The organism is Pseudomonas syringae KCTC 12500 (assembly GCF_000507185.2).
Taxonomy (GTDB): Bacteria; Pseudomonadota; Gammaproteobacteria; order Pseudomonadales; family Pseudomonadaceae; genus Aquipseudomonas; species Aquipseudomonas syringae.
Genome location: NZ_AYTM02000002.1, coordinates 3,343,234 through 3,364,884, shown reverse-complemented (window position 1 = coordinate 3,364,884; position 21,651 = coordinate 3,343,234). Strand labels below are relative to the sequence as shown.

The following is a 21,651-nucleotide window of genomic DNA, read 5'->3' as shown; positions in this document are numbered from 1 at the left end:
CATGAACCCAATTATCGACACGCCTTTTAGTGACCTCTACTTGGGGCCGGATTTTACGGACGTAAAAGGCCTGGATGGCCAGAGCGGACGTGTCGAGGCTCCGGAAAGCTGGAGAGAAAGCGCCCTGCTATTACGGGAGGAATGCGCAAAGCATTTTGAAGTGCATCAGGATCCTGAGTTCTCGTTGATCAAAGAAGGAACGGTGCTTCGCGTCACTCAGATACCCGATGCCTTCGGCCAGGAAGTGTTCGTACTGCGCAGATCAAATGCGCAGGTCCGGCAGTTCGACCAATTGGGTTTTCCTGAAGACCTTGTCGAATCGCTGCTTACGAAGCAGGTGCGCGGCCTGGTGATTTTTTGCGGCGAGATTTGCACCGGTAAGACGTCAAGCGCAGCTTCGCTGATCATCGCCAGGCTAAATGCGTGCGGTGGGATCGCGTTGGCTGCAGAGGATCCAGCTGAGACAGATTTGAACGGTCGTCACGGACCTGGTCGTTGCATCCAGATGCAGGTTTCGAGACGCAATGGCGGGTATGAGGAGGCTTTGATGAGAGGCCTCCGCTCTGGCGCGGACATGATGCTTATCGGTGAGATCAGAGACACCCCCACGGCAGTTCAGGCAGTGCGAGCGGCAATCAATGGCCTGTTCATCATCACCACAGTTCACGCGGGAACAGTACCGCAGGCGATCGAGCGAGTAGCGACTCTTGCGGAGCCGGCCATCAGCAACGTCCGATCAATTCTGTCACAGGGTTTGGTAGCAGTAGCTGCGCTTGCCCTCGAAGGTGAAGGCGAAATGCGACATCTGAAGATCCAGAGCCTTTCACTGACTGGACCTGACGGCCCTGGTATTCGCGAGAAGATCCGTTCGAATCAGATCGCGATGCTTAGCCAGGATGTGGATCAACAATCGAACAGGAGCCTCTGGGGATGAATGTTCTCAAGCATGGCCAGACCAGAAAGAATGGTTTTGTGGTGATCGAGCTGCTCTTCGGCCTGATCATTTTCGCCATTGCGTCGGCCATAGGCGTCTCGCTGATGGCCGACAGGATGGATGCGCAGAACTATCAAATCGCAGCTCAGCAACAGCAGCAGATCGCAGAGGCCGCTTCTAAATACCTGAAGGACAATTTCGCAACGGTCTATGGATCGGCGGGCACAACCACGCCTGCGACGATTACCCCTCAGATGCTACGCAACACCAACTATCTGCCAGCCAGCTTCAGTGACACCAATGCATTCGGTCAGAGCTTCGTGGTGCTTGCTCGAAGGGTCAACGTCAACCAGCTCGAATCCATCGTGATCACTACCGGTGGACAGGCTATCGATGAAATCGGTACCCGGACGATTGCGGAAAATATGGGCGCGCCGGGTGGCTTCATCCCGTTTAACAACACCGGCGTTGTCCAAGGAGTACGAGGCGGCTGGCAACTTGCGCTGAGCAACTATGGGATCAACCCAGGCGTTGGCCACACTGCGAGTGCCTTGTTTCTCCAGGATGGCACGCTCTCCAACGACTACCTGTACCGCAATGCCATCCCAGGAAAGCCTGAACTCAATCGCATGAACACGGCGCTCAGTATGGGAGGAAACAATGTCAATGATGTGGCTGCATTGAACGCCTCTGGAACAGTGACGGTTGGAGGGAATGTCGACACTGCTGGGTCAGTGAACTCCGTTGGCAATGTGAGTGCCTCGGGATCTGTCACAGCCCAGGGGAATGTGAGTGCGTCGGGGAACGTCACAGCCCAGAGCAACGTCGTCGCTGCAGGTGATGTATACGCGCAGTCGGTGAATGCCTCGGCCAACCTCACGGGCGCGGCTGCCCGCATATCAGGAGAGACTGTCACAGGCGGTTGGTTCCGCACTCAGGGCGACACCGGCTGGTACAGCGAAAAATGGGGCGGTGGCTGGTACATGAGTGACTCGGACTGGGTCCGGGTCTACGGCGACAAGAACCTCTACACAGCCGGGAACATTCGTGGTGGGACAGTGACTTCGGAAGGACGCGCGACCGTCGGCGAATACCTGCAGCTCAATGGAGTGGCGACTGCCGGCACAGCCTGTGCTGCAAACGGCATGGTTGGTCGAACCAGTACAGGCCGATCGCTTTCTTGTGATAATCAGGTCTGGGTGGTGAACGGTTCCAGTGCTCCTACCTGCACGGCAAAAACTATCCCCGGCTTCGACGCAAACGACGTGACCACCTACGCCTGCCCTGTCGGTTACACGAAAGTTGGATGGGACACGACTGGCTCCGGACAACGGTTTAGCAGCACCCCTGGAGTGGTGGTCGGCCAGAACGATTACGCCACCATTTTCTGTTGCCAGTTCTGACCAGGCTCATAGCAGTCATTGAGGACGCATAGTGAACATTTACTGGCTTGCGATGGTGGTGATTACAGCAGTGCTCGGAATGGTTTATGAGAAGTCACACCAGGCAGAACAGAGCTCCCAGAGCGTAGAAATCTCCTTGATTGCTCATAACGTCCTCGTCTACAGAAATGCCTTGGCCGAGTATGCCTACGCTCACAAAGCTGCATCAGGAACGGTGGCCGATAACCAGTTGGCACTGCCCACCTGGTACGCGCGTTACCCTGGGGTGGAGGGTGTGATCGATGCTGGACGAAGTTACGCGTTCGTCGGATCCCCTCCTCCCGGTCTTGTTTCAGAGATGATCAATTTGACTGGTGGATCGCTGGCCATCGGCACTGCATCCTCCGGTAGCCTGCTCACACCAGGCTCAGGGTATGTGGGAATCACGCTGCCCGCGGCAGTTCCAACTGGAGCGGCTGTCGCCTACCAATGAGGAAAGGATGACATATCGCCTTGGCCTTCAACTACTACCATGCTGCTGGTGCAGTAGCAGGTTGATGGGATTGACGTTGAAAATGAATTGGATAGAGACAAGATACGTTACGACCGCCTTTTGGTTTGGCTCGATGGTCGCCATGTCGCTGCTAACTGTTGTGGGAGGGATGCAGGGCAATGTCGTGGCGGTAATCTTCGGGGTCATCTCTGCTAGCTGTGGGGCTTTTTTGTTCATGCTGGCCTTCGTCGAGGCTATGGCTGCGAAACACACTCAAGTGACGCCTGGCGATAAGGCCACGATAGCGAAAACAGCTCAGGCCCAACCAGCCGATTAAGAGGTAAGGCCGAAAGTCCGCCCACGCACACTTAGCGCCTCTCTGAGGCTGGATGGGTTGGGCTCGCCTGAGTTTATGTAGGCGATCAGTAACCGAACCTTCACCAGCGCTCGTCTCAGTACTTCACTTTGAAAGTCGGTGAATCCTCCGGTCGCTGACCGCGCCGATCGTACAAACGCATCGTGCTGATGTTCGCGTCCCCCAGCCAGATCTGCACCTTGGCGATGTCCGCGTCATGCTCGAGCGCATTGGTCGCCGCAGTTGCGCGCAGGCCATGGACCCCAAGCCCGTCGACGCGGGTTTGCGCAGCACTGGCCCACTTTATTACCACGCCATAAACCCCTTTCCCTGTAATCCCGGTACCCGACGTTTTTCCACGCTGTGAGCGGAACAGCGCGCCAGGCGTAAGCGCTCGATCACCATCGCGCACCAGGTATACGTAGATCCGTTCAGCCGCGACTGCGTGCAGTGGCAGGTAGCGGATCTTCCCGCCCTTGCCTTGGATCCGTAGGTGCTTCACACCACGGCGCTCCTGCAGGTCGCCGGTCTGCAGCAGACTCAATTCCTCGCGCCTCAATCGTTGGTATAGCAGCACCGCCAGAATGGCCCGGTCGCGCACGCCCAGGAGCGATTCGGCGTCTGGTGCATCGAGCAGCCGCTTGGCCTGGTCGTCGCCCAGGGCAGGTGTCTTGCCCTCCTTGGTTTCCACCTTTGGACGTGCGACCCCATGCACCGGGTTGCCCCCGGCCAGCGCGTTGTTGTTCAGCAGGTAATCGAAGAGGCTGGCCAGCGCCGCCAGTTTGCGCCAGTTTGCGCCGGATCGTGGCTCCCGACAGAGCGCGCCGCTCGAGCTGGGCGCGCCAGGCTAAAACGTGAGCCCGGTTCACGGCGCGAAACTCTTCGGCACCGGCCAGGCCGACAAAGCTGCAGAAGTCGCGCAGATCGGCTTGGTATGCACGGCGCGTGCGTGGGTTGCGGATATTAGCGAACCACTCGACCGCTGCCGGCACTGCGGCCAGCTCCTGAAACTCCAGCGCGGTCAGTCGTCGCTCACTGGCACCGTCGGCCATCACCAGCTGGCTCAACGACCGTACTCCTTTTCCATCCGTGCTTTGATAGCGGGCCATTCTTCTGACGCTTCCATTGCCCGCATACGTCGTTCGTGCACGGACTCCGGAACCAGATGGTGCCAGCGCTGCTGTTCCAGCTGCACGTGTTCAGTGAGACACAGTACGGACTCAATCTGCGCACCTGCTGCGCCGAGGCCCAAACGTGCCTGGTGCCAGAACTCTTCTGCCGTCGCGTACTGGTCAAGCGGGACGATAGGTATGCGATGTACCCGCCAGAGGTGCCAAAGCACTGCAGTACCAATCCGCTCACGACGGCGATCAGGATTGACCTCGATCATGTTGATGTACAGCCTGTCGAGCAACGGGTTGATGCTGTAGTCGAGCTCGCCCACGCGTTCGCCGTCGACCTCGATGTGATCAATGAAGTCGGTACCGGGATACACAAAATGACCTGGTTCCGATTGTGTGATCTCGTTGACCAGCGTGATGGGGCGCACAGCCACATGGACGGCGTACTGTCTACCGAAAAAACCACGAATCTTGCTGAAAATCGCCATAACCCCACCACGCGTCGAAAGAGCCGATAACGTATATCTTGCCTTTTATCTCAGTTGTAGGTTGCTTTGCATAAGGCGTGGATGTCAGTTTTAGCGTCCAGCAAAGCTAACGCGCGATCAAATCTCAACGACGATTTTGCCGATCTGAGTATTGGACTCCGTGTATCTCCACGGCTGATTCGCTACAACTACAATAGGCTTTCTTCAATTTCCCTGATGCGCCACGCCGCATCAGGGTTTTTTCGTCATTTATCCATTTACCCATCGTACAAGGGCGTCAGATTACGTTACGGCCCTGAGCAGCTGACGTAACGAGGTTGCTCTTGTCCAACGTTTCGCCAGCCTGCAAAGCAGCGATCCAGGTGTTAGTGTCAGTAACGGCAGCCCAATTCGAATGAAGCAAGACCATTAGGGTATCGTGGACCTGTTGAGCTGATGCACGACCTGCCTCATTGGCGAGGTCAATTGCCCCGGTTCCATCCGAAAGAACCTCGACGGCAAAGCCGCGAGGCTCGGCATCGGCTGCAGAGGAAAGTATGCAGTTGTTGCTCATGTACCCGACGAGGGTGATCGTTTCAATGCCTTGCTCACGTAGCCATGCGTCGAGGTCAGTTCCAGCGAAGATGCTGCCGAACTGTTTACTGATACGTTTGGTTGCCTTTCCTTCGTATGCAGCAATGTCCGGATGATTCTGGAAGGTAGCTGATCCTAAGCCAAAGACTGGGGCACCGGCCGGCTTTTCATGCTGAACAATCACGATCGGAGCATCTGCATGCGCGGCGGCATTGACTGCCTCACGAATGCGTACGATTGATTTTTCGCGGGCAGGGTATTGAATCGGAAGCAGTCCCTCGAAGTATTCCTCCTGGACATCGATGACAATTAGGGCTCGGCGTGGCGCGGTCATGGCATTCTCCGATTTTAAGGTTTGGTTACTAGCCGTAGGATTTCATGTGTAACGTTTAAAACTTAATTACCTCACCATCGGCAGGGATGCGCACGCGGCCGCCGATCTGGTGCTCATTCACGTGGTCACGCAGTTCTTTGCGGCTCAGCGTCATGTGGTTAATAGCATCCATGTGGGTGGCGATGATGGTCGCGTTGGGCATGGCTTGCCAGGCGTGCAGTACATCGTCCTTACCCATGATGATGGCGCCGATGTAACCCTTCTTGCGAGCGTCGCCTGTGTTGAGGATGATCACGTCGGGGTTGAACTTGGACAGCATGGCATCAACTGTTGCATTCCATACCGTGTCACCCGCGAGGTAGACGGTCTTAGCACCCGGTGCCTGGAACACAACACCCATTGCCTCGCCCAGCACGTCGGCCAGTTTTTTGTTGCTGTACATCTCTTCGGTGCCATGTTGGCCGCCAGTCTTGGTCAGGTGTACGCCTTCGAACTCGGTGCTGTCGGTCATGATGCGGACATTGGTATAACCTTGACCACGTATTAACTTGGCATCAGCTTCATGCTGGACAAACAGCGGTATCGCTTTCGGGATGAATTTTTGGTCGCCACCGTCCCAGTGATCAAGGTGGGTATGGGTCACGATCACCGCGTCCACGCCGCTCATGATTTCCTCCACTGGCAGTGGCAACTCTACCGTCGGGTTGCGCACCTCACTGTGGAAGGTGCCAGCAAAGCCAGGGTAGGTCCCTTTCTTTGCCAGAAAGGGATCGACCAGAAAGGTCTTGCCGGCGTAATTGATCTTGGCCGTGGCGTTGCGGATTTGTTGAAATTGAACCGTTGCCTTTGCAGTGGGGACGTTGGTGTCGGCATGGGCGAGCCCTGTGGTACCGGCAGCGAGTGCTGTGGCTATTACGAGGGTCTTGAGGGTTTTCATTTTGTTGCTCCTAGTTGATTCCTGGTAAGCAACATTGTGTGGGAGATGACGTGAGCATAAAATCGACCCAAATGCCAACTATCGAAAACTTTGGGCCAAAATTGGCTATCATCCGACCATGACGCAAAAAAAGCCTCCCGTCGTTGCCCTTATCCTCTATCCGGATTTCAGTCCGTTTCACTTTTCTGTGCCTTACTTGGTATTTAGCGCCAAGCAACCGGAGGGGCCGCTTTTCGATTTGCAAATCGTCTCGTCAGGTGCGCACACGCTTAGAGCCGAGCGTGCCTTGACGGTGCATCCTGATGGCGGCCTGGAACTGGCTGAAACGGCGGATATACTGGTGATGCCGGGGTGGCACGATCTGAACGCTCGTCCTGGTGACGATTTGGTGGCTGTTTTGTTGCGTGCCCACTCTAGGGGGGCATACGTGGTGGGACTATGTTATGGCGCCTATCCACTGGCATACGCTGGCCTACTCGAAGGCAAGCGCGCATCCACGCACTGGATGGCTGAGCAGGATTTCAGCCAACGCTTCCCGCGTATCAAGCTCGATATGAATGCGCTGTATGTCGAGGAGGACAAGCTGATTACGTCAGCGGGCACCGGCGCTGGACTCGATTGCTGCCTGCACCTGGTGCGCGAATATTATGGAGCCCGCGTGGCCAACAAGGTGGCGCGTACTACGGTCATACCCCCTCATCGCGAGGGAGGTCAGGCCCAGTTCATCGAACAACCAGTAGCCGCCTCCACTCAGGATGCGCAGCTCAACATCCTGCTCGACTATCTGCGCAACAACCTCGACCAGACGCACAGCATTGATGACCTGGCCAAGCGCATCGCCATGAGCCGCCGCACCTTCACTCGGCACTTCAGCAAGGCGACCGGCATGACCTTGGTCGACTGGCTGGTCAATGAACGCCTTCGCCTGACGCGCGAACTTCTGGAAACAACATCGCTGTCGATCGACAGGATTGCAGTTACAGCGGGGTTCCAGACGCCAACCTCATTTCGCCAGCACTTCAAAAAGCGTTTTCAGGTCAGCCCCAGTGACTGGCGCAAAACATTCAGCGCTATGAAATAGCTACATGTGTGGAAGACTGCAAAAAGTCCCTTTCTTCACGCCGATACCTATTCAGCCAGCAACGTGGAAGGCCATCATCCGTGGGCAGCATTGCACCACATTCTCGACAGTGCACAGGGGCGAGCTGTTGCTGAGGTCTCCCCCCCTTCTATTAATACTTCACCTTGTAGGTCGGTGAGTCCTCTGGCCTGTTCTCTCGCCGATCGTAGATCTTGGTCGTGCTGATGTTGGCATGGCCCAGCCAGAGCTGGACCTTGGCGATGTCGGCTTCATGCTCCAGAGCATTGTTGGCCGCCGTAGCTCTAAGCCCATGCACTCCCAAACCGGCAACCTCAATCCCGGCCTCTTTCGCGTAGGCTGTCACCACCGTATAGATGCCATTGGCCGTGATGCCTGCGCATGTCAATCTGCCTCCCAGCGGCATTTGGCTGGGTTCTAGTCAAAACTGAATAAGGACGGCCAGTTGCTGCAGGGCTCACGTTTCATCCCTTGCTGTGTCCAGGGGAGGAAGGGGGGACGGACGATACCGCGCGGACCTGCGATGCCCCACGTAGCCCAGCCTACAATAGGAACGATCAACACAAATGCAGCCCACGCAGCTTTGACCAACCCGCTCTTGTTACTTCGAGAAACGCTGTAAATGATCCAGGCGTCGATGAGCAGCATGATCAACAGCATTGCAGTTGTGAAGAGTGTGATTTCCATGTGAGTTACTCCTGACGATGGTTAAAAGGAAGACCTGTTCAAGGCTTGTTTGTCTTCAACAACACACTAACTGAATGACGAGCGGCGAGGTTCGATGATGGAGTCCATGCGAAAGTTTTAGTTTGTTAGTTCATTCTGTTGACGCACATCCCTCCTTCTTTTGCTCGCTACGTCGGCATGCGCATGTGGATCATGACCTCTCGGCTGTGTGGGCTGAATCAATCATGCCGCTGGAGTCATTCGGGCTATGTCGTCTCTAGATGGATGCGAAAAATCAAACAAACACGGCTTTGACCGGTCTACCACGCCAATGTCGGGAAATGCTGAACGTTTCCGATGCTCGTGGTGACTGGTTATTCATTTTATGAGAGCGGACCCAGCGTCACATCCTCCTATCGCGAGAAAAAACATGGCTCAATCAAAGAAAACTGCACAGCAGAGTGACGCGGATGACACTGTCGTGGCGATCCCGCATGGCTTCTACGACAAGTATGTGGGCAGTGCGGACGAAGACACGATTGTCGGCACCACCAACGCTGATGTCATCTTTGGCGGCGATGGCGACGACATCCTCATCGGTCAGGGAGGAGATCCCGACCCGTTCCGCAACGCACAGGATCGCTACAACGGCGGCGCGGGCATCGATACGATCACCAGCCACTCCGCTTATGTCTACGGGAATACGTTCGTCTACACCTCGGTGACGGACAGTTACTTCGACAAACAGGGCTCCCACTCGGACCTGATCAAAGATTTCCAATCCACTGACGTACTTGACCTGACGGCACTCGGGCTGGAGCGTGTCGGCAATGGCCACAACGGCGATCTGGCGGTCACCTACAACGCCGACGAGAACATTACCTATGTTCGCTCGCTTGATAAAAACGCCCAGGGCCAGGCATTCGAAGTCAGACTTGAAGGCGATCACGCCGCTGAGCTTGGCACGCAAAATTTCGCGCTGCGTTACGACCTGACTGCAGAAAGCACTGGCCGCGAACATGGGCTAAGCAACAAGCAATACGTCATCACCGGGACCGATGGCGATGACTTTCTGGTCGTTCCCCGCTCCGGCAACATCGTAACCGGTGGAGGCGGAGCGGACGACATGTCCGGCGGCGGTTCCCGTAACACGTTTGTCTTCGAGCATCTCACCGATAGCTTCGTGAACGACGGCACAGGCCAATCCAGCGTTGACCTCATCCACAATTTCAGACTCGGTGACGGTGATCTGCTGGACGTTTCGGCACTGGGGTTCACCGGCCTTGGTAATGGCTACAACGGCACGCTCAGTTACAGCTACGACAATGAAGCTGGTTACGCGATTGCCCAATCCTTTGAAGCCGATGAAGACGGCAACCGATTCTCCGTGCACCTGACTCAATACGACCGGGATCCGCTCACCGGCATGCAGGACATGGATCGCTTCACCTTTGCCGGAGACAGTGCAGCAGACCGCGCCAACCAGACGCTGACTGGCGATAACCACCGTGACACGTTCACCAATTCGACCGCGGGCGGCATCCTCGTCGGAGGCGGTGATGATGATCTGTTGATGGGCAACACCGGGGTCGACACCTTCCGATATGTCGAGAAGAGCGACAGCTTCCGGGGCAATTCGGACTTCATCAAAAACTTCGACGCCACTCAGGACCGCATCGATGTTTCAGCGCTGGGCTACACTGGTATTGGCGATGGCACCGATGGCACGCTCAAGGTGATCTACGACACCGCCCTGAACCGCACCTATCTCAAGGATTACGAGACGGACGCTGACGGTAACCGATTCGAGATCAGCATCGACAAGAACGTCGCCAAGACTTTCATCGCCGATAACCTGATCGGAGCTGACGCGAGCGCTGCGCATATCGAGCTTGTGGGCCTGGCACCCGCTGACCTGCACCCGATCGGTTGGATCGAGAAGCGCCATTCAAGATGGCAAACACAAAAAGCCGTCGTATGTTCGACGGCTTTTTAACGTCCGACCTATATGCCCTACCGGAGCGAGTTCAGCTGATCCTTAGTGATCTTGGTTTGCAAGGCGCATACCGGTTTGATCGTGCGCCGTACCTCGTCAAGGTAGTGGATGGTTGGGCAAGCGAAGCAATTACTTCGTACACAAAAGAGGAGCAGTGCTGTGCCACAGATCAAATGGTCTCATTTAATAACTTTGTCCATCTCCTGTAGCCTTCTGTGGGCATGTTCTGGCGCGACAACAGAATCTCCAGTTGAGGCTCCTGGCAGGCCCGAGAGCACCCGCACCAAAGTGTTGGAAGCAGGCGCTGCCACGCTTCAGTCAAAACCACCGCTTGATGCTTTGAATGCCTACCTGGATGGGTTCCATTTCTACAATGGCCATCCCAAGGTGCAAATGGAAGCTCATCATTACTGCTCCATCCTCAATGAGGATGTCATCCAGTGCGTCATCTATGATGGGAACACTAAAGACGCCAAGATCATGGGCGTTGAGTACATCATCGACGAAAAGCTGTTTGCAACGCTGCCCGCTTCTGAGAAGCCAATGTGGCACAGCCACGGTTACGAAGTGTCCTCCGGCGAACTCGTGGCTCCAGGTATCCCTGCCACAGCCGAGCATGCGCTCATGGAGAGACTGGCTCACACCTACGGCAAGACATGGCATACCTGGCATACCGACCAGGACAAAACACTCCCCTTGGGCGTGCCGCAGCTGATGATGGGCTTCACCGCCGACGGCCAGGCTGACCCGGCGATGTTGCAACAACGAAACCAACGCCTGGGGATAGATGCAGCGGCAATCAAGGCTCAGCGCTCAGACATACAGATTCCGAAGGCTGATCCAGCTGCGGACGCTTGGCAGCATGGCAAGGTAATTCAACTGAAGGATCCGACAGGCCACATTCATGGCCCAGCTTCGTCGCCGACACCTCAAGGCACTAACAGCCGCTCCAGCCAGTGATTGACGACGCCGAGCCAACTTACGGGTTCGGTTCAACATGCTCCAGGGCATTGGTGGCTACGGTTGCGCTGAAGCCGTGAACGCGCAGTCCGTCCACTTGCCCAAGCTTTTTTGCGTAGGCCGTGACAACGGTATAGGCCGTGATGCCGGCCCCCGTCAGATTGACTCTCTGAGATATGAATAGCAGCAGCCTCCTGTCCGCCAGATGATGCTCTGTGCTTTCCAGGTACTGCTAAGTGCGGCCGGCGGCGACCGGGTGTAGCGGCATCTGTTGCAGTGAAGGTCCTGCGTCGTTTGTTGTTGAAACTATCCCCGACGGTCCATAGGAGAGCTTGAGTCGCGGTTTGCCAGCTTTACCAACCTGTACTCCTCCCTTATTTGGGCGACTAGATCGGAGACCGACCTCATGGTAATCAAGTCGGAGATCGGGATACCAGGCACGGTAAGGTCCACCTGTTTCGTTGATGGATTTAGCAGCTGGATGGTCATGGTGCCAACAGCGTTGACGGTGCAAATGCACTTTTGAGGCAAGAAGCTTGACTCGATGATATGGCGCAATTCGAGACTGGAGAGCATGGCGTTCCTTCCTAGAACATCGACCTCGTTCCAAAGTATTGTAGCAACAGTAACTCAACGTTCCCGAAGTATTGCAGGAGCTGCATCATCTGATACTCACTCGGCAACATTCCAGTTATAGCCCTGCCTTGCCAGCTTAAAGCCAATGCGGTCACAGAACAGATTCCGAGCCACGGGAACCCTTCAGGCAAATGGGAAAGCATCCAGCAGCGCGATTCAGCAGGATGCCGAGTCAGGCTTGCTGGTCGCGCACTGCACCGGATTCTGTGCCTGCTAGGTCAACACAACTTTCAAATCGTCCATGGTCACCCTAACGGCAAGCCGGGTTACTGCATTCAGGAATGCACTAGGTGCAGCAAAGCGGTCGTGAGCGATTCTCAGCCCTGCGCATTCAACATTGGATCCGCGGATAAGTCGCTCAGATGTACCCCAGGCTCTGTCGTCAAGCGTGGGGGGCAGGCGCGTAGAAGGACACCCATTTCACATCCATGTCTACAGACAGAAGGCTGGAATCCTCAATCCGATCTTCTTTTGGCCGAAAGCTGCCGTTAATAAGCCGACCAATAGGCGTCGCTTTATTGGTTGGTGCGCATGGCTTACAACTCAAACAAGGGTATGGTTTTGGGCGTATCAAACAGGCCCGCACAGGGCTGCCTTCAGCATCTATCAAATGTACGTTGAGGAGTCGGAACAGTGGAGACTGAACGAGGTATTGAAGAATGGAACGGTCGATGGTCGATCGTTGCCGGACGTGCTGTATGCACTGGCTGCATGGAAAGCCAAGCACTGGAAGACTGCCTACCCCCCTTTCTACACGCCGATACCTGCGGCGGCAGTGATGTGGAAGGTCATCATCCTTGGGTAGCGTTACACCACATTCTCGACAATGCGCGTGGGTGAGCTGTTGCTCTGCCCTCAACGCCTTCTATCAATACTTCACCTTGTAGGTCGGTGAATCCTCCGGCCGGTTCTCCCGGCGATCATAGATCTTGGTCGTGCTGATGTTGGCATGACCTAGCCACGCTTGGACCTTGGCGATGTCGGCTTCGTGCTCCAGAGCGTTGGTGGCTGCGGTGGCTCTGAGTCCATGGACGCCCAGGCCGTCGACCTCAATCCTGGCCTTCTTCGCGTAAGCCGCCACCACGGTGTAGATGCCGTTGGACGTGATGCCTGCACCGGTCAATTTACCTCGCAACGGGATGAACAGCGGCACCTTCCTGTCCGCCAAATGGTGCCCCGAGCTTTCCAGGTACTGGTGAATACGCCCGGCCGCCACAGGGTGCAACGGCAGGTACCGCACCTTGCCGCCTTTGCCGTGCACCTTGAGGTGCTGGATCCCACGACGGTCTTGGATGTCGCTCACCTGCAGCAGCGCCGCTTCTTCGCGGCGCAGCCCGTGATAAAGAAGCACAGCCAATATCGCCCGGTCGCGCTGCCCTTTGAGTGTGGTTTCATCCGGCGCCTCGAGCAGCGCCTTGGCCTGGTGATCACCCAATGCCGGGGTCTTGCCTTCGTTACTTTCAATCTTCGGCCGTTTGACTCCATGCACGGGATTACCGCCAGCAATCGCGTGGCTTTCCAGAAGGTGATCAAACAGGCTGGCCAGTGCTGCCAACTTGCGCCGGATCGTGGCGCCCGCCAAACCGCGATGCTCGAGCTGGGCACGCCAGGCCAGAACATGCGATCGGGTCACGACCCGAAACTCATCGGCCGAGGCCAATCCGACAAACCCACAGAAGTCTTCCAGGTCATTCTGGTAGGCACGTCGTGTCCGCGGATTGTCCAGGTTGGCAAACCACTCGACCGCGGCCGGAACCTGGGCCAGTGTCTGAAATTCGACCGCCGTGAGCCGACGCCGATCATTCTGATGGGGTTTCGTCAATTCGTGCATGTCGTTCTCATCATTGACTCGTTCGCGATCATCGGCAAAGCTTATAGTCACTAAAGGAACGGAAGACGTTATTACTGGTGCTAAAACCGACAAGCGGGGGTAATTGGTGATAACGTATTTCTTACCAACATTAATCAACAAATGCGTATGCGGAGGTTCGTCGACATGCAGTGGCAGCACGTATCGGGGCAATTCAACCATACCGGCATAACGGCCTATATAAAAATACGTGGTGCGTTGGAGCGCACTGCCAACCACTCGCCCACCCCGAACGACCAGCTTCAGGATCCCAAATCATGTGAGCTCACCATTAGTGAAAGTCAGTCATAAGACTTTCCGTATTACGGCACTTTATCGGAGCCCGACAGTACGCCCACAATAATTGATGTTTTACCGAGCGGCCTGGCGTCGGGCAACTTAAGTCGACGTTGGCTAGCAACTGGGCAGTTAGGTGAATTGAGCGGGCTGATGGCCTTTGCGAGCGGTATCTCACATCGTTGCAGAGTTGAGACAGTCACCGTCTTGCTAGTGCTGGCGGTGGTGGTTGTAGTAACGATGATTTTTCGGCCCTCCACCTACAGCCTGGCGCAACGGCAGCCGCTTCTGATGCCGCTTGATCTAAGCGAAAGCAAACTGAAACCGGAGGAAACATATGAATACTTGGCTTATCACAGGTTGCTCATCTGGCTTGGGCCACGCTATTGCCAATGCCGTACTTGAGGCAGGTTTCAATGCTGTCGTTACTGCACGCACTGTCGATAAGGTCATTGACTTCCAAAAGGCCTATCCCGAGCGGGCCCTTGCCCTAGCGCTAGACCTGACCGATAAAGCGTCCATCGCGCGCGCAATCACTCAAGCCGAGGAATACTTCGGTCCAATCGATGTGCTGATCAACAACGCGGGTTATGGCTATCGCGCCGCTGTCGAGGAGGGGGACGATGAGGATGTCGCCAACTTGTTTGCCACGCATGTGTTTGGCCCCGTCGCGCTGATGAAAGCCGTGCTGCCTGTCATGCGCCAACGGCGGTCGGGCACGATCGTTAACTTATCCTCAATTGGCGCGCAGTTCTGGAACCCAGGATCGGCCTATTATTCGGCGGCGAAGATGGCCTTGGAAGGGATAACACTGACCCTTAAAACCGAGGTGGAGCCATTAGGCATCCGCGTGCTGGTTATTGAGCCTGGCGCGTTCCGCACCGATTTTGCCGGGCGCTCACTCATGGGCGCCAAAACCGAAATCGCCGATTATGCCGCTACGGTAGGCCCGCGCCGGCCAGCGAACGACCGCATGCACGGCACCCAGCCCGGCGACCCTAAGCGCGCAGCGAGTCTGATCGTTCAGACACTGACCAAGGCCGAGTTACCCCAGCGCCTTTTGCTCGGTAGCGATGCAGTCAACATTGTGTCGAAAGCGCTGAATAACCAGCTTGAGGAAATCGCAGCCTGGGCGTCTGCCAGTGCTACTACCGATTTTACAAAGCGCGACTGACCGGTTGATTCGAAGTGCATGCACATCGCCAGTCCCAACCGGGGGCTCGAAATCATCACCGCCGCCTGAGCGGCGTAAAGACAGGAATACATGAAATGAAGATGCAGGATCTGACTGGCAAGGTTGCAGTCGTGACTGGCGCCTCAAGCGGAATCGGCGAAGCCGCAGCGCGCTTGCTCGCCAGCGAAGGTGTGCAGGTAGTACTCGCTGCACGCCGGCGCGAAGCGATTGAAGGGCTCGCTATTGAGATCGGCAATGGCGCGTTGGCAGTCGCCTGCGACGTGACTGACCGCACTCAGGTTGCAGCACTGTTTGCCGAAGTAAAAGCGCGCTTTGGCGGGCTAGATCTGCTCTTCAACAACGCTGGAATCGGTGTGTACAGCCCATTCAGCGATAGCCAATCCAGCGACTGGCGCACCATGGTGGAAACTAACGTGCTCGGCCTGTTCGACTGCACCTACGCGGCACTCCCACTGATGCGCGGACGTCCCGGTGCAATGATTGCCTCGGTGTCCAGCACGGGCGGCCGTTATGGCGTTGAAGGCTGGTCGGTGTACTGTGCGACAAAATATGCGGTCGTCGGCTTCCATGAGACGCTGCGTAAGGAAGTAGGGGCTGACGGCATTCGCGTGACAGTGATCGAGCCAGGCGCCGTGTGGACTGAGTTCGGCCACAACGTTGCGCCTGAGGTGCTGCACGCCCGCCGCGAAAGCCTGGATGCATTGGCCCCGGACGACATCGCGCAAGCGCTGGTATACGCCTTCGCGCAGCATCCTCGTGTGCTGGTCCAAGAGATACTGGTGCGGCCAGTTAAACAAGTCGCACCTTGATGAAATCCTTATTCATGCCCCAAATTTTGATGGATTTGCAGACAGTCGAAGCCATGATGCTAGTCGCCCCACCACGGGGGAAAAATGTGCAGTTTGCTGACCCGATGAAAGCGTTCCATGCTGCGAAATAACCCAAAAGCACGCCCGCGCAGTTAGGAGGAATAGTCAAAGGATCGGTATTACGGCACTTCTTGGCGGCAGTAAGGAGAGATGGGGGGCTAGCGCCGTAGCTGGTGAGCTGGAACATATCAAGACGCCTGGACGTGGCAATCCTAAATTCATTTTCTGACTGCACACTGGCGTTTTATTGATGAGGACGTCTCATAAGCCTTAGAGCCTCGAGACGGGTAGTTACACGGCGCGCTTGCCGTTAAATTGCTTATACATATATAGGGTGCTCAAAAGCGAGGGACAGATGACCTCATCTCATGACCCCATGCGCCGCAAGATAGTGGCGGCCTTGGCAAGCTTGCCTCTGCTTGGGGCTTCGCAGCAGTCCATTGGTGCGGACGATAAACCTAGTGGGTCTAAAATCCTGATCGCCTACTTCACCCGCTCGGGCAATACCAAAGTAGTCGCCGGACTGCTTCAACGCGCTCAGCAGGCGGACATTTTCGAAATCACGCCTGCCGCTGCCTACCCCAAGGACTACCTAGAGACAGTAGAGCAAGCTCGCAAGGAGCGTGATAGCGATTTCGAGCCTGCGCTTGCTACTCATCTGCCTAACATAGCCGCTTATAACGCCGTCTTCCTTGGGTTCCCCATTTGGGGAGAAACGACGCCTCCAGTAATCAGATCGTTTCTGTCCAACCACGATCTGGCGGGCAAGGTCGTCATCCCTTTCATTACCCACGGCGGCTACGGCGTAGGCAACAGCTATCAGGTTCTGGCGCGTCATGCGCCTGGAGCGCAGCTGCAGAAGGGGTTCGACATGCAGGCCGATCAGGAGCGCAAGACCATGGAGCAGGTGAACGGCTGGCTTGAGGATACGAAGCTACCCGTTTGAACGGGGCAGTCACGATGTAAATCGTGATTCCGGCAACTGGTACCCAAGATCAATAATCCATTATTCAAGGAGACATTCATGAAAACCCGCACGCTCGGCAATGGCCTGCAAGTTTCGGCCATTGGCCTAGGATGCATGAGCATGACCGAGGTCTACGGCCCGGCTGCCGACAGCAAGGACATGATCGAACTAATCCGCAGTGCCCACGAGCAGGGCGTCACGCTGTTCGATACGGCAGAGGCCTATGGTCCGTTCACCAACGAAGAGCTGTTGGGTAAAGCGCTCGCGCCCATTCGTGACAAGGTCGTCATTGCCACGAAATTCGGCTTTGATATCGATCCGCAGACCGGTGCTCGAGGCGCAGGCACTAACAGCCGTCCGGAACATATCAAGGCTGCAGTAGAGGCGATGCTCAAGCGGATGGGTACTGATTACATCGATCTGCTGTACCAGCATCGGGTTGACCCTCAAGTCCCTATCGAAGATGTCGCTGGCGCCGTCAAAGAGCTGATCGCGCAAGGCAAGGTCAAGCATTTCGGGCTTTCGGAAGCTGGGGTCCAAACCATTCGCCGAGCCCACGCGGTTCAGCCACTCACTGCCGTGCAAAGTGAATACTCGCTTTTTTGGCGAGGCCCGGAACTGGAGCTGCTGCCCCTACTTGAAGAGCTCTCCATTGGCTTCGTACCGTTCAGCCCACTGGGTGCAGGCTTCCTCACTGGCCAGATCGATGAGCACACCGTTTTCGCGCCCACCGACTTCCGTAGTCACGTACCGCGCTTTTCGGTCGAAGCGCGTAGAGCCAACAGTGCGCTGGTCAAGTTCATCAGTGAACTGGCCGAGCGCAAGCAAGTCACGCCTGCCCAGGTGGCCTTGGGCTGGCTTCTGGCTCAAAGGCCCTGGATCGTGCCAATCCCTGGCACCACCAAGCCTCATCGCTTGGAAGAAAACCTGGGCGCGGTGCAGCTACAGTTGACCGAAGAGGAGCTCGCTGAAATCAATGCCGCCGTATCGAAGATTCAGATTCTGGGTGACCGCTTGCCTGAAGCAGCTATGAAGATGGTAGGGCATTAAGCAACTCCCCCCGGGATCCGGTTCGCGACTTGCTGTTGTACTCAGCCCCAGGATGGAGAATCGATAAATGCACATCGTAGCGACTGATAGGCCCCCTAAAGCGTCTCAGCTGCCCGTTGCCATGATGATCGGCTTGATGACTGCCTGCTCGATGCTGCCAGGCTTCGGCAGCGCTGGCATTGCCGAGGCACAGGAACCTTCACGTCGATCTGAACGCGACGAAACCATGAGTACCGATAAACCCATCGTGCTAGTTGTTGGGGCAAGCGGCAGTATCGGTCAACCGGCGGTTGCTGAGTCGTTGCGCAGGGGTTACCAGACCCGAGCATTGGTTCGTGATCCTTCCCAGGCCAAGCTGTTCGCTGAAGGCGTGGAGGTGGTCGTAGGGGACCTGACGCGTCCAGAAACGCTCGACGAGGCGGTCGCCGGGGTAACGGGTGTCATTTTCACTCACGGTATCAGTGGTAACAACGCGAAAGACGCCGAGGCCGTGAACTACGGAGCGGTACGCAACGTGCTCAGTGCCCTGAAGGCGCCAGCTCGTATCGCGTTGATGACGACTGTGGGAGTGACGAAGCCGTCGGTGGGGCACGACTGGAAACGCCGAGGTGAACGACTTGTACGCGCCAGTGGTTTGCCCTACACCATCGTTCGGCCAGGCTGGTTCGATTACAACGCGGCCAATCAGCAGCAGTTGGTCATGCGCCAAGGCGATACACATTGGGCAGGATCGTCCTCTGACGGTGTCGTATCACGTAAACAGATTGCCCAGGTGCTCGTGTCTTCCTTGAGCTCCCCAGCCGCAACGCGCAAGACTTTTGAGCTTGTGGCCGAACGCGGCGCAGCCCAGACGGATCTGGAACCGCTGTTTTCGGCGCTGCCTGCAGATCCTTCAGGTGGTCATGACGCCTTCGGCGACCGAGATAACCTGCCAGCAGCTCAAGAGCCTGGTTCCGTTGTCCAGACAATCGAAGCCATGAAGAACACGTTTGCCCAATAGACGTATTTCGAGCCTGTATCTTTCCCATACATCGCTTGATGAGCACAGCCTGCTCGCAGGCATTTTTGCAAACGTTGAGGATTATCCGCATGGTTTCAAAGGTCGAACTGAGTCGCCGGTTGTTACTTGGCGCAATGGGTGGTATAGCGATGGCCCCTGTCCTGGCCAGCGCAGCGACGGCGCTCGGAACAATGACTCCGGCCAGTGGCAATATACCGGCTGCCCAGCAGCCTGCAATCGGCAGACGAAAGCTGGGCTCTTTGGAAGTCTCCAGCGTCGGATTGGGCGTACAAAACATGAGTCGTACATACCAGACGACCATTCCCAGCCGTCCCGAAATGCTCAACATCATCCGCACGGCTCACGACCATGACGTGACCTTCTTCGATGCTGCCGAAGCATACGGGCCGCTGGAAGTGGAACGCATCCTGGGCGAGGGGTTGTCCTCTATTCGAGACCAATGCGTCATTGCCACCAAGTTCGGCTGGAACATTGACCCTAATACCGGAGAGCGTCGCCCTGGTTTGAACAGTCGCCCCGAGCACATTCAGCGCGCCGTCGAAGGAATGTTGAAACGGCTGCGTACCGACCGAATCGATTTGCTCTATCAGCATCGGGTGGACCCGCAGGTCCCAATCGAGGATGTGGCAGGAGCCATCAAAGATTTGATGGCGCAGGGCAAGGTGCTTCATTGGGGGCTCTGCGAAATGGGCCTCGATACGCTTCGTCGAGCACATGCAGAGCAGCCGGTAAGCGCCGTTCAAAGCGAGTACTCGATGCTTTGGCGAGGGCCTGAGCAAGATGTGCTGTCCACCTGTGAGAAGCTAGGTATTGGCTTTGTACCGTGGAGCCCTATGGGCGTGGGGTTCTTGACGGGTGCTATCGACGGCAAGACACGATTTGCCGAAGGTGACATTCGCGGTAACGAGGGGCGCTTTTCGTCAGCCAACTTGCCACACAACATGGCTTTGGTGGACTTGTTAAACGCCTGGGCGCAACGCAAGCAAGCGACCGCTGCGCAAGTATCGCTCGCGTGGCTGATGGCCCAGAAGCCTTGGATCGTGCCGATTCCCGGCACGACTCAGATGGCTCATATGTTGGAAAATGTGGGTGCAGTCACTGTGCAGTTCACGCCGGCTGAAATGGCAGAGCTGAGCCGGTCTGTACGAGCAATTGAAGTCAAAGGTGCACGATTGCCTGATGCGGTATTGGCATTTTCTGGGGTAGAGGCGCCGCCCAAATAGCCCGCTTCGTCGAACGAAGCAGGCTCCGATTGCACTACTCCGGTGGGATTACAGGGTCCGTTTATAGAAGGTATTGAGTTTCACGATGGCGGCACTTACATACTTGGGAACCCAATAGGTCTCTATGTGAGTTGCGCCATCGAGCTTGAACAACTCCTTATCTTTCGTGCCGGTGGCTTTTGAAAAGGCATCCTCAGTCATGTAAAGGCTGTCGGCCTTAGTGCCTGCAATCATCAACAGAGGCTGCTGGATCAGCGCTATCTGATCGGTGGCGTCGAAACGCATCAGATCGATCAGGCTGCTGGTTGTGTACTTGAAAGTGGAGTTTGGATGGGCGTGGGTCTTCCAATAGTACTCGTAGCCCTGGCGATACAAGTCAAAGGGTAGCTTGGCAATCTGTTCATCGCTGAGATTGGCATCTCCCGAATACATGACCGCCCCGCCGGCAGCTTCCTGGGCCCTGGCCGCTGATGCTTGCTGCATGCGTTGCTGCACCGAGTCGAGTTGCGAGTCGACATAGCCATTGCGTCGCACGCGCCCGGAATTGAACATGCTTACCGTGGCCACCGACTTGAAGCGTTTATCCGTCTCGGCGGCGGCTAATGAGTAGCCACCACCACCACAGATACCCAGCAGGCCCAAGCGGGTGTTGTCGGTCCCACCGTACTGGCTGATAAAGTCAGCCATACCATGGATGTCTTCTATGCGGTAGGCAGGCTTGTCGACGCTGCGTGGCTGGCCGCCACTTGCGCCTTGATAGGCGGCGTCAGCGGTGATGGTGATGTATCCCAGTTCAGCCAGGCGTTGCGCGTATAGGCCTGCAACCTGTTCTTTGACTCCGCCGTTCGGATGCGCCACGACGACAGTTGGATATTTACCTTTGGGATCGAAGTTGGCCGGTGTGTAGATATTTGCCGAAATATCCAGGCCATTCAGTTTATAGCTGACAGGGTGAATATTCACTTTGCCCGGCTCGTTTTTACTGATCGCACCATCGTAGACCAATGTATAAGGGTTTTCCTTATAGTCGGCAGCCAGCAGCTCCCCACTCGATGCGCCCAGAAGCGCTGCCAGCGCGGTATGTCGGAGAAGCTTGCTCATAATACCCTTTCACCTTTTCATGTATGCCAGACTGAAGTCATCTCAGGGCATGGAAGATATGACTGACGTTTCTGGTCATGCGGCATGAATATGGAGGCATACTAG

Annotated in this window: 21 protein-coding genes and 3 pseudogenes; 14 read left to right on the top strand and 10 right to left on the bottom strand. The window is 56.2% G+C overall.

Going from position 1 to position 21,651, the window contains the following annotated elements:
• Position 1: 1 nt before the first annotated feature.
• The 4 genes from V476_RS15300 to V476_RS28715 all read left to right on the top strand — a co-directional run bounded on the left by V476_RS15300 (position 2) and on the right by V476_RS28715 (position 3,146).
• Positions 2-934, top strand: coding sequence for an ATPase, T2SS/T4P/T4SS family (locus V476_RS15300; RefSeq protein ID WP_024960759.1), 933 nt, complete (start codon positions 2-4; stop codon positions 932-934).
• Positions 931-2,337 (top strand): shufflon system plasmid conjugative transfer pilus tip adhesin PilV, encoded by a 1,407-nt coding sequence (gene pilV / locus V476_RS15295; protein ID WP_024960760.1) that lies wholly within the window; start codon positions 931-933, stop codon positions 2,335-2,337. Before V476_RS15300 ends, pilV begins: the two co-directional genes overlap by 4 nt.
• A 31-nt stretch (positions 2,338-2,368) precedes the next feature.
• Positions 2,369-2,809 carry a type IV pilus biogenesis protein PilM gene (pilM, locus tag V476_RS15290; RefSeq protein WP_024960761.1) on the top strand — a complete coding sequence of 147 codons (441 nt, stop codon included), beginning with the start codon at positions 2,369-2,371 and terminating at the stop codon, positions 2,807-2,809.
• Between the two features lie 64 nt (positions 2,810-2,873).
• Positions 2,874-3,146, top strand: coding sequence for a hypothetical protein (locus tag V476_RS28715; RefSeq protein ID WP_024960762.1), 273 nt, complete (start codon positions 2,874-2,876; stop codon positions 3,144-3,146).
• 115 nt (positions 3,147-3,261) lie between these two features.
• Here the strand turns inward: V476_RS28715 and V476_RS15280 are convergent.
• The 4 genes and pseudogenes from V476_RS15280 to V476_RS15265 all read right to left on the bottom strand — a co-directional run bounded on the left by V476_RS15280 (position 3,262) and on the right by V476_RS15265 (position 6,617).
• Positions 3,262-4,231, bottom strand: a pseudogene (locus V476_RS15280) (tyrosine-type recombinase/integrase).
• Positions 4,228-4,773, bottom strand: coding sequence for a hypothetical protein (locus tag V476_RS15275; protein WP_024960763.1), 546 nt, complete (start codon positions 4,771-4,773; stop codon positions 4,228-4,230). The pseudogene V476_RS15280 and the gene V476_RS15275 overlap by 4 nt, the downstream one beginning before the upstream one ends.
• A gap of 277 nt (positions 4,774-5,050) precedes the next feature.
• Positions 5,051-5,680 (bottom strand): isochorismatase family protein, encoded by a 630-nt coding sequence (locus V476_RS15270; RefSeq protein ID WP_024960764.1) that lies wholly within the window; start codon positions 5,678-5,680, stop codon positions 5,051-5,053.
• 55 nt (positions 5,681-5,735) lie between these two features.
• Positions 5,736-6,617, bottom strand: a complete 882-nt coding sequence (locus V476_RS15265) for an MBL fold metallo-hydrolase (protein WP_024960765.1) — start codon at positions 6,615-6,617, stop codon at positions 5,736-5,738.
• A gap of 118 nt (positions 6,618-6,735) precedes the next feature.
• Here V476_RS15265 and V476_RS15260 point away from each other — a divergent pair, with 118 nt between their 5' ends.
• Positions 6,736-7,698 (top strand): GlxA family transcriptional regulator, encoded by a 963-nt coding sequence (locus tag V476_RS15260; protein ID WP_024960766.1) that lies wholly within the window; start codon positions 6,736-6,738, stop codon positions 7,696-7,698.
• A 151-nt stretch (positions 7,699-7,849) separates the two neighbouring features.
• Here V476_RS15260 and V476_RS15255 read toward each other — a convergent pair.
• Positions 7,850-8,116 (bottom strand): annotated as a pseudogene (locus V476_RS15255) (tyrosine-type recombinase/integrase); the annotation flags it as partial.
• A 17-nt stretch (positions 8,117-8,133) separates the two neighbouring features.
• Entirely contained in the window at positions 8,134-8,403 is a 270-nt protein-coding gene (locus tag V476_RS15250; protein WP_235810937.1) for a PLDc N-terminal domain-containing protein, read from the bottom strand.
• A gap of 409 nt (positions 8,404-8,812) precedes the next feature.
• On the opposite strand from V476_RS15250, the gene V476_RS15245 reads away from it, so the two are divergent.
• Both V476_RS15245 and V476_RS15240 read left to right on the top strand, forming a co-directional pair.
• Positions 8,813-10,378 (top strand): M10 family metallopeptidase C-terminal domain-containing protein, encoded by a 1,566-nt coding sequence (locus V476_RS15245; RefSeq protein WP_024960768.1) that lies wholly within the window; start codon positions 8,813-8,815, stop codon positions 10,376-10,378.
• 159 nt (positions 10,379-10,537) lie between these two features.
• Entirely contained in the window at positions 10,538-11,338 is an 801-nt protein-coding gene (locus tag V476_RS15240) for an OBAP family protein (protein WP_024960769.1), read from the top strand.
• Positions 11,339-11,375: 37 nt separating this feature from the next.
• On the opposite strand, the pseudogene V476_RS29170 reads toward V476_RS15240, so the two are convergent.
• A pseudogene (locus V476_RS29170) lies at positions 11,376-11,606 on the bottom strand (site-specific integrase); the annotation flags it as partial.
• 38 nt (positions 11,607-11,644) lie between these two features.
• The gene (locus V476_RS15235; protein WP_024960770.1) at positions 11,645-11,914 is read right to left on the bottom strand and encodes a DUF1652 domain-containing protein; all 270 of its coding nucleotides are present in this window, start codon (positions 11,912-11,914) and stop codon (positions 11,645-11,647) included.
• A gap of 670 nt (positions 11,915-12,584) precedes the next feature.
• Here V476_RS15235 and V476_RS15230 point away from each other — a divergent pair.
• The gene (locus V476_RS15230; RefSeq protein WP_024960771.1) at positions 12,585-12,779 is read left to right on the top strand and encodes a hypothetical protein; all 195 of its coding nucleotides are present in this window, start codon (positions 12,585-12,587) and stop codon (positions 12,777-12,779) included.
• A 63-nt stretch (positions 12,780-12,842) separates the two neighbouring features.
• Here V476_RS15230 and V476_RS15225 read toward each other — a convergent pair whose 3' ends face one another.
• Entirely contained in the window at positions 12,843-13,805 is a 963-nt protein-coding gene (locus V476_RS15225) for a tyrosine-type recombinase/integrase (protein ID WP_024960772.1), read from the bottom strand.
• 652 nt (positions 13,806-14,457) lie between these two features.
• On the opposite strand from V476_RS15225, the gene V476_RS15220 reads away from it, so the two are divergent.
• From V476_RS15220 to V476_RS15195, 6 genes are all read left to right on the top strand, one after another.
• A complete protein-coding gene (locus V476_RS15220; RefSeq protein WP_024960773.1) occupies positions 14,458-15,294 on the top strand; it encodes an oxidoreductase in 837 nt (278 codons plus the stop codon).
• Positions 15,295-15,389: 95 nt separating this feature from the next.
• Positions 15,390-16,124, top strand: a complete 735-nt coding sequence (locus V476_RS15215) for an SDR family oxidoreductase (protein ID WP_024960774.1) — start codon at positions 15,390-15,392, stop codon at positions 16,122-16,124.
• 415 nt (positions 16,125-16,539) lie between these two features.
• The gene (locus tag V476_RS15210) at positions 16,540-17,130 is read left to right on the top strand and encodes a flavodoxin (protein ID WP_024960775.1); all 591 of its coding nucleotides are present in this window, start codon (positions 16,540-16,542) and stop codon (positions 17,128-17,130) included.
• Between the two features lie 78 nt (positions 17,131-17,208).
• Positions 17,209-18,201 (top strand): aldo/keto reductase, encoded by a 993-nt coding sequence (locus V476_RS15205; protein WP_024960776.1) that lies wholly within the window; start codon positions 17,209-17,211, stop codon positions 18,199-18,201.
• 67 nt (positions 18,202-18,268) lie between these two features.
• Positions 18,269-19,201 (top strand): SDR family oxidoreductase, encoded by a 933-nt coding sequence (locus tag V476_RS15200; RefSeq protein WP_080278579.1) that lies wholly within the window; start codon positions 18,269-18,271, stop codon positions 19,199-19,201.
• 191 nt (positions 19,202-19,392) lie between these two features.
• Positions 19,393-20,445 carry an aldo/keto reductase gene (locus tag V476_RS15195; protein ID WP_211254776.1) on the top strand — a complete coding sequence of 351 codons (1,053 nt, stop codon included), beginning with the start codon at positions 19,393-19,395 and terminating at the stop codon, positions 20,443-20,445.
• A gap of 48 nt (positions 20,446-20,493) precedes the next feature.
• Here the strand turns inward: V476_RS15195 and V476_RS15190 are convergent, their stop codons facing one another.
• Positions 20,494-21,546: an alpha/beta hydrolase gene (locus tag V476_RS15190; protein WP_032629488.1), complete on the bottom strand. Its 1,053-nt coding sequence runs from the start codon at positions 21,544-21,546 to the stop codon at positions 20,494-20,496.
• Between the last annotated feature and the right edge of the window lie 105 nt (positions 21,547-21,651).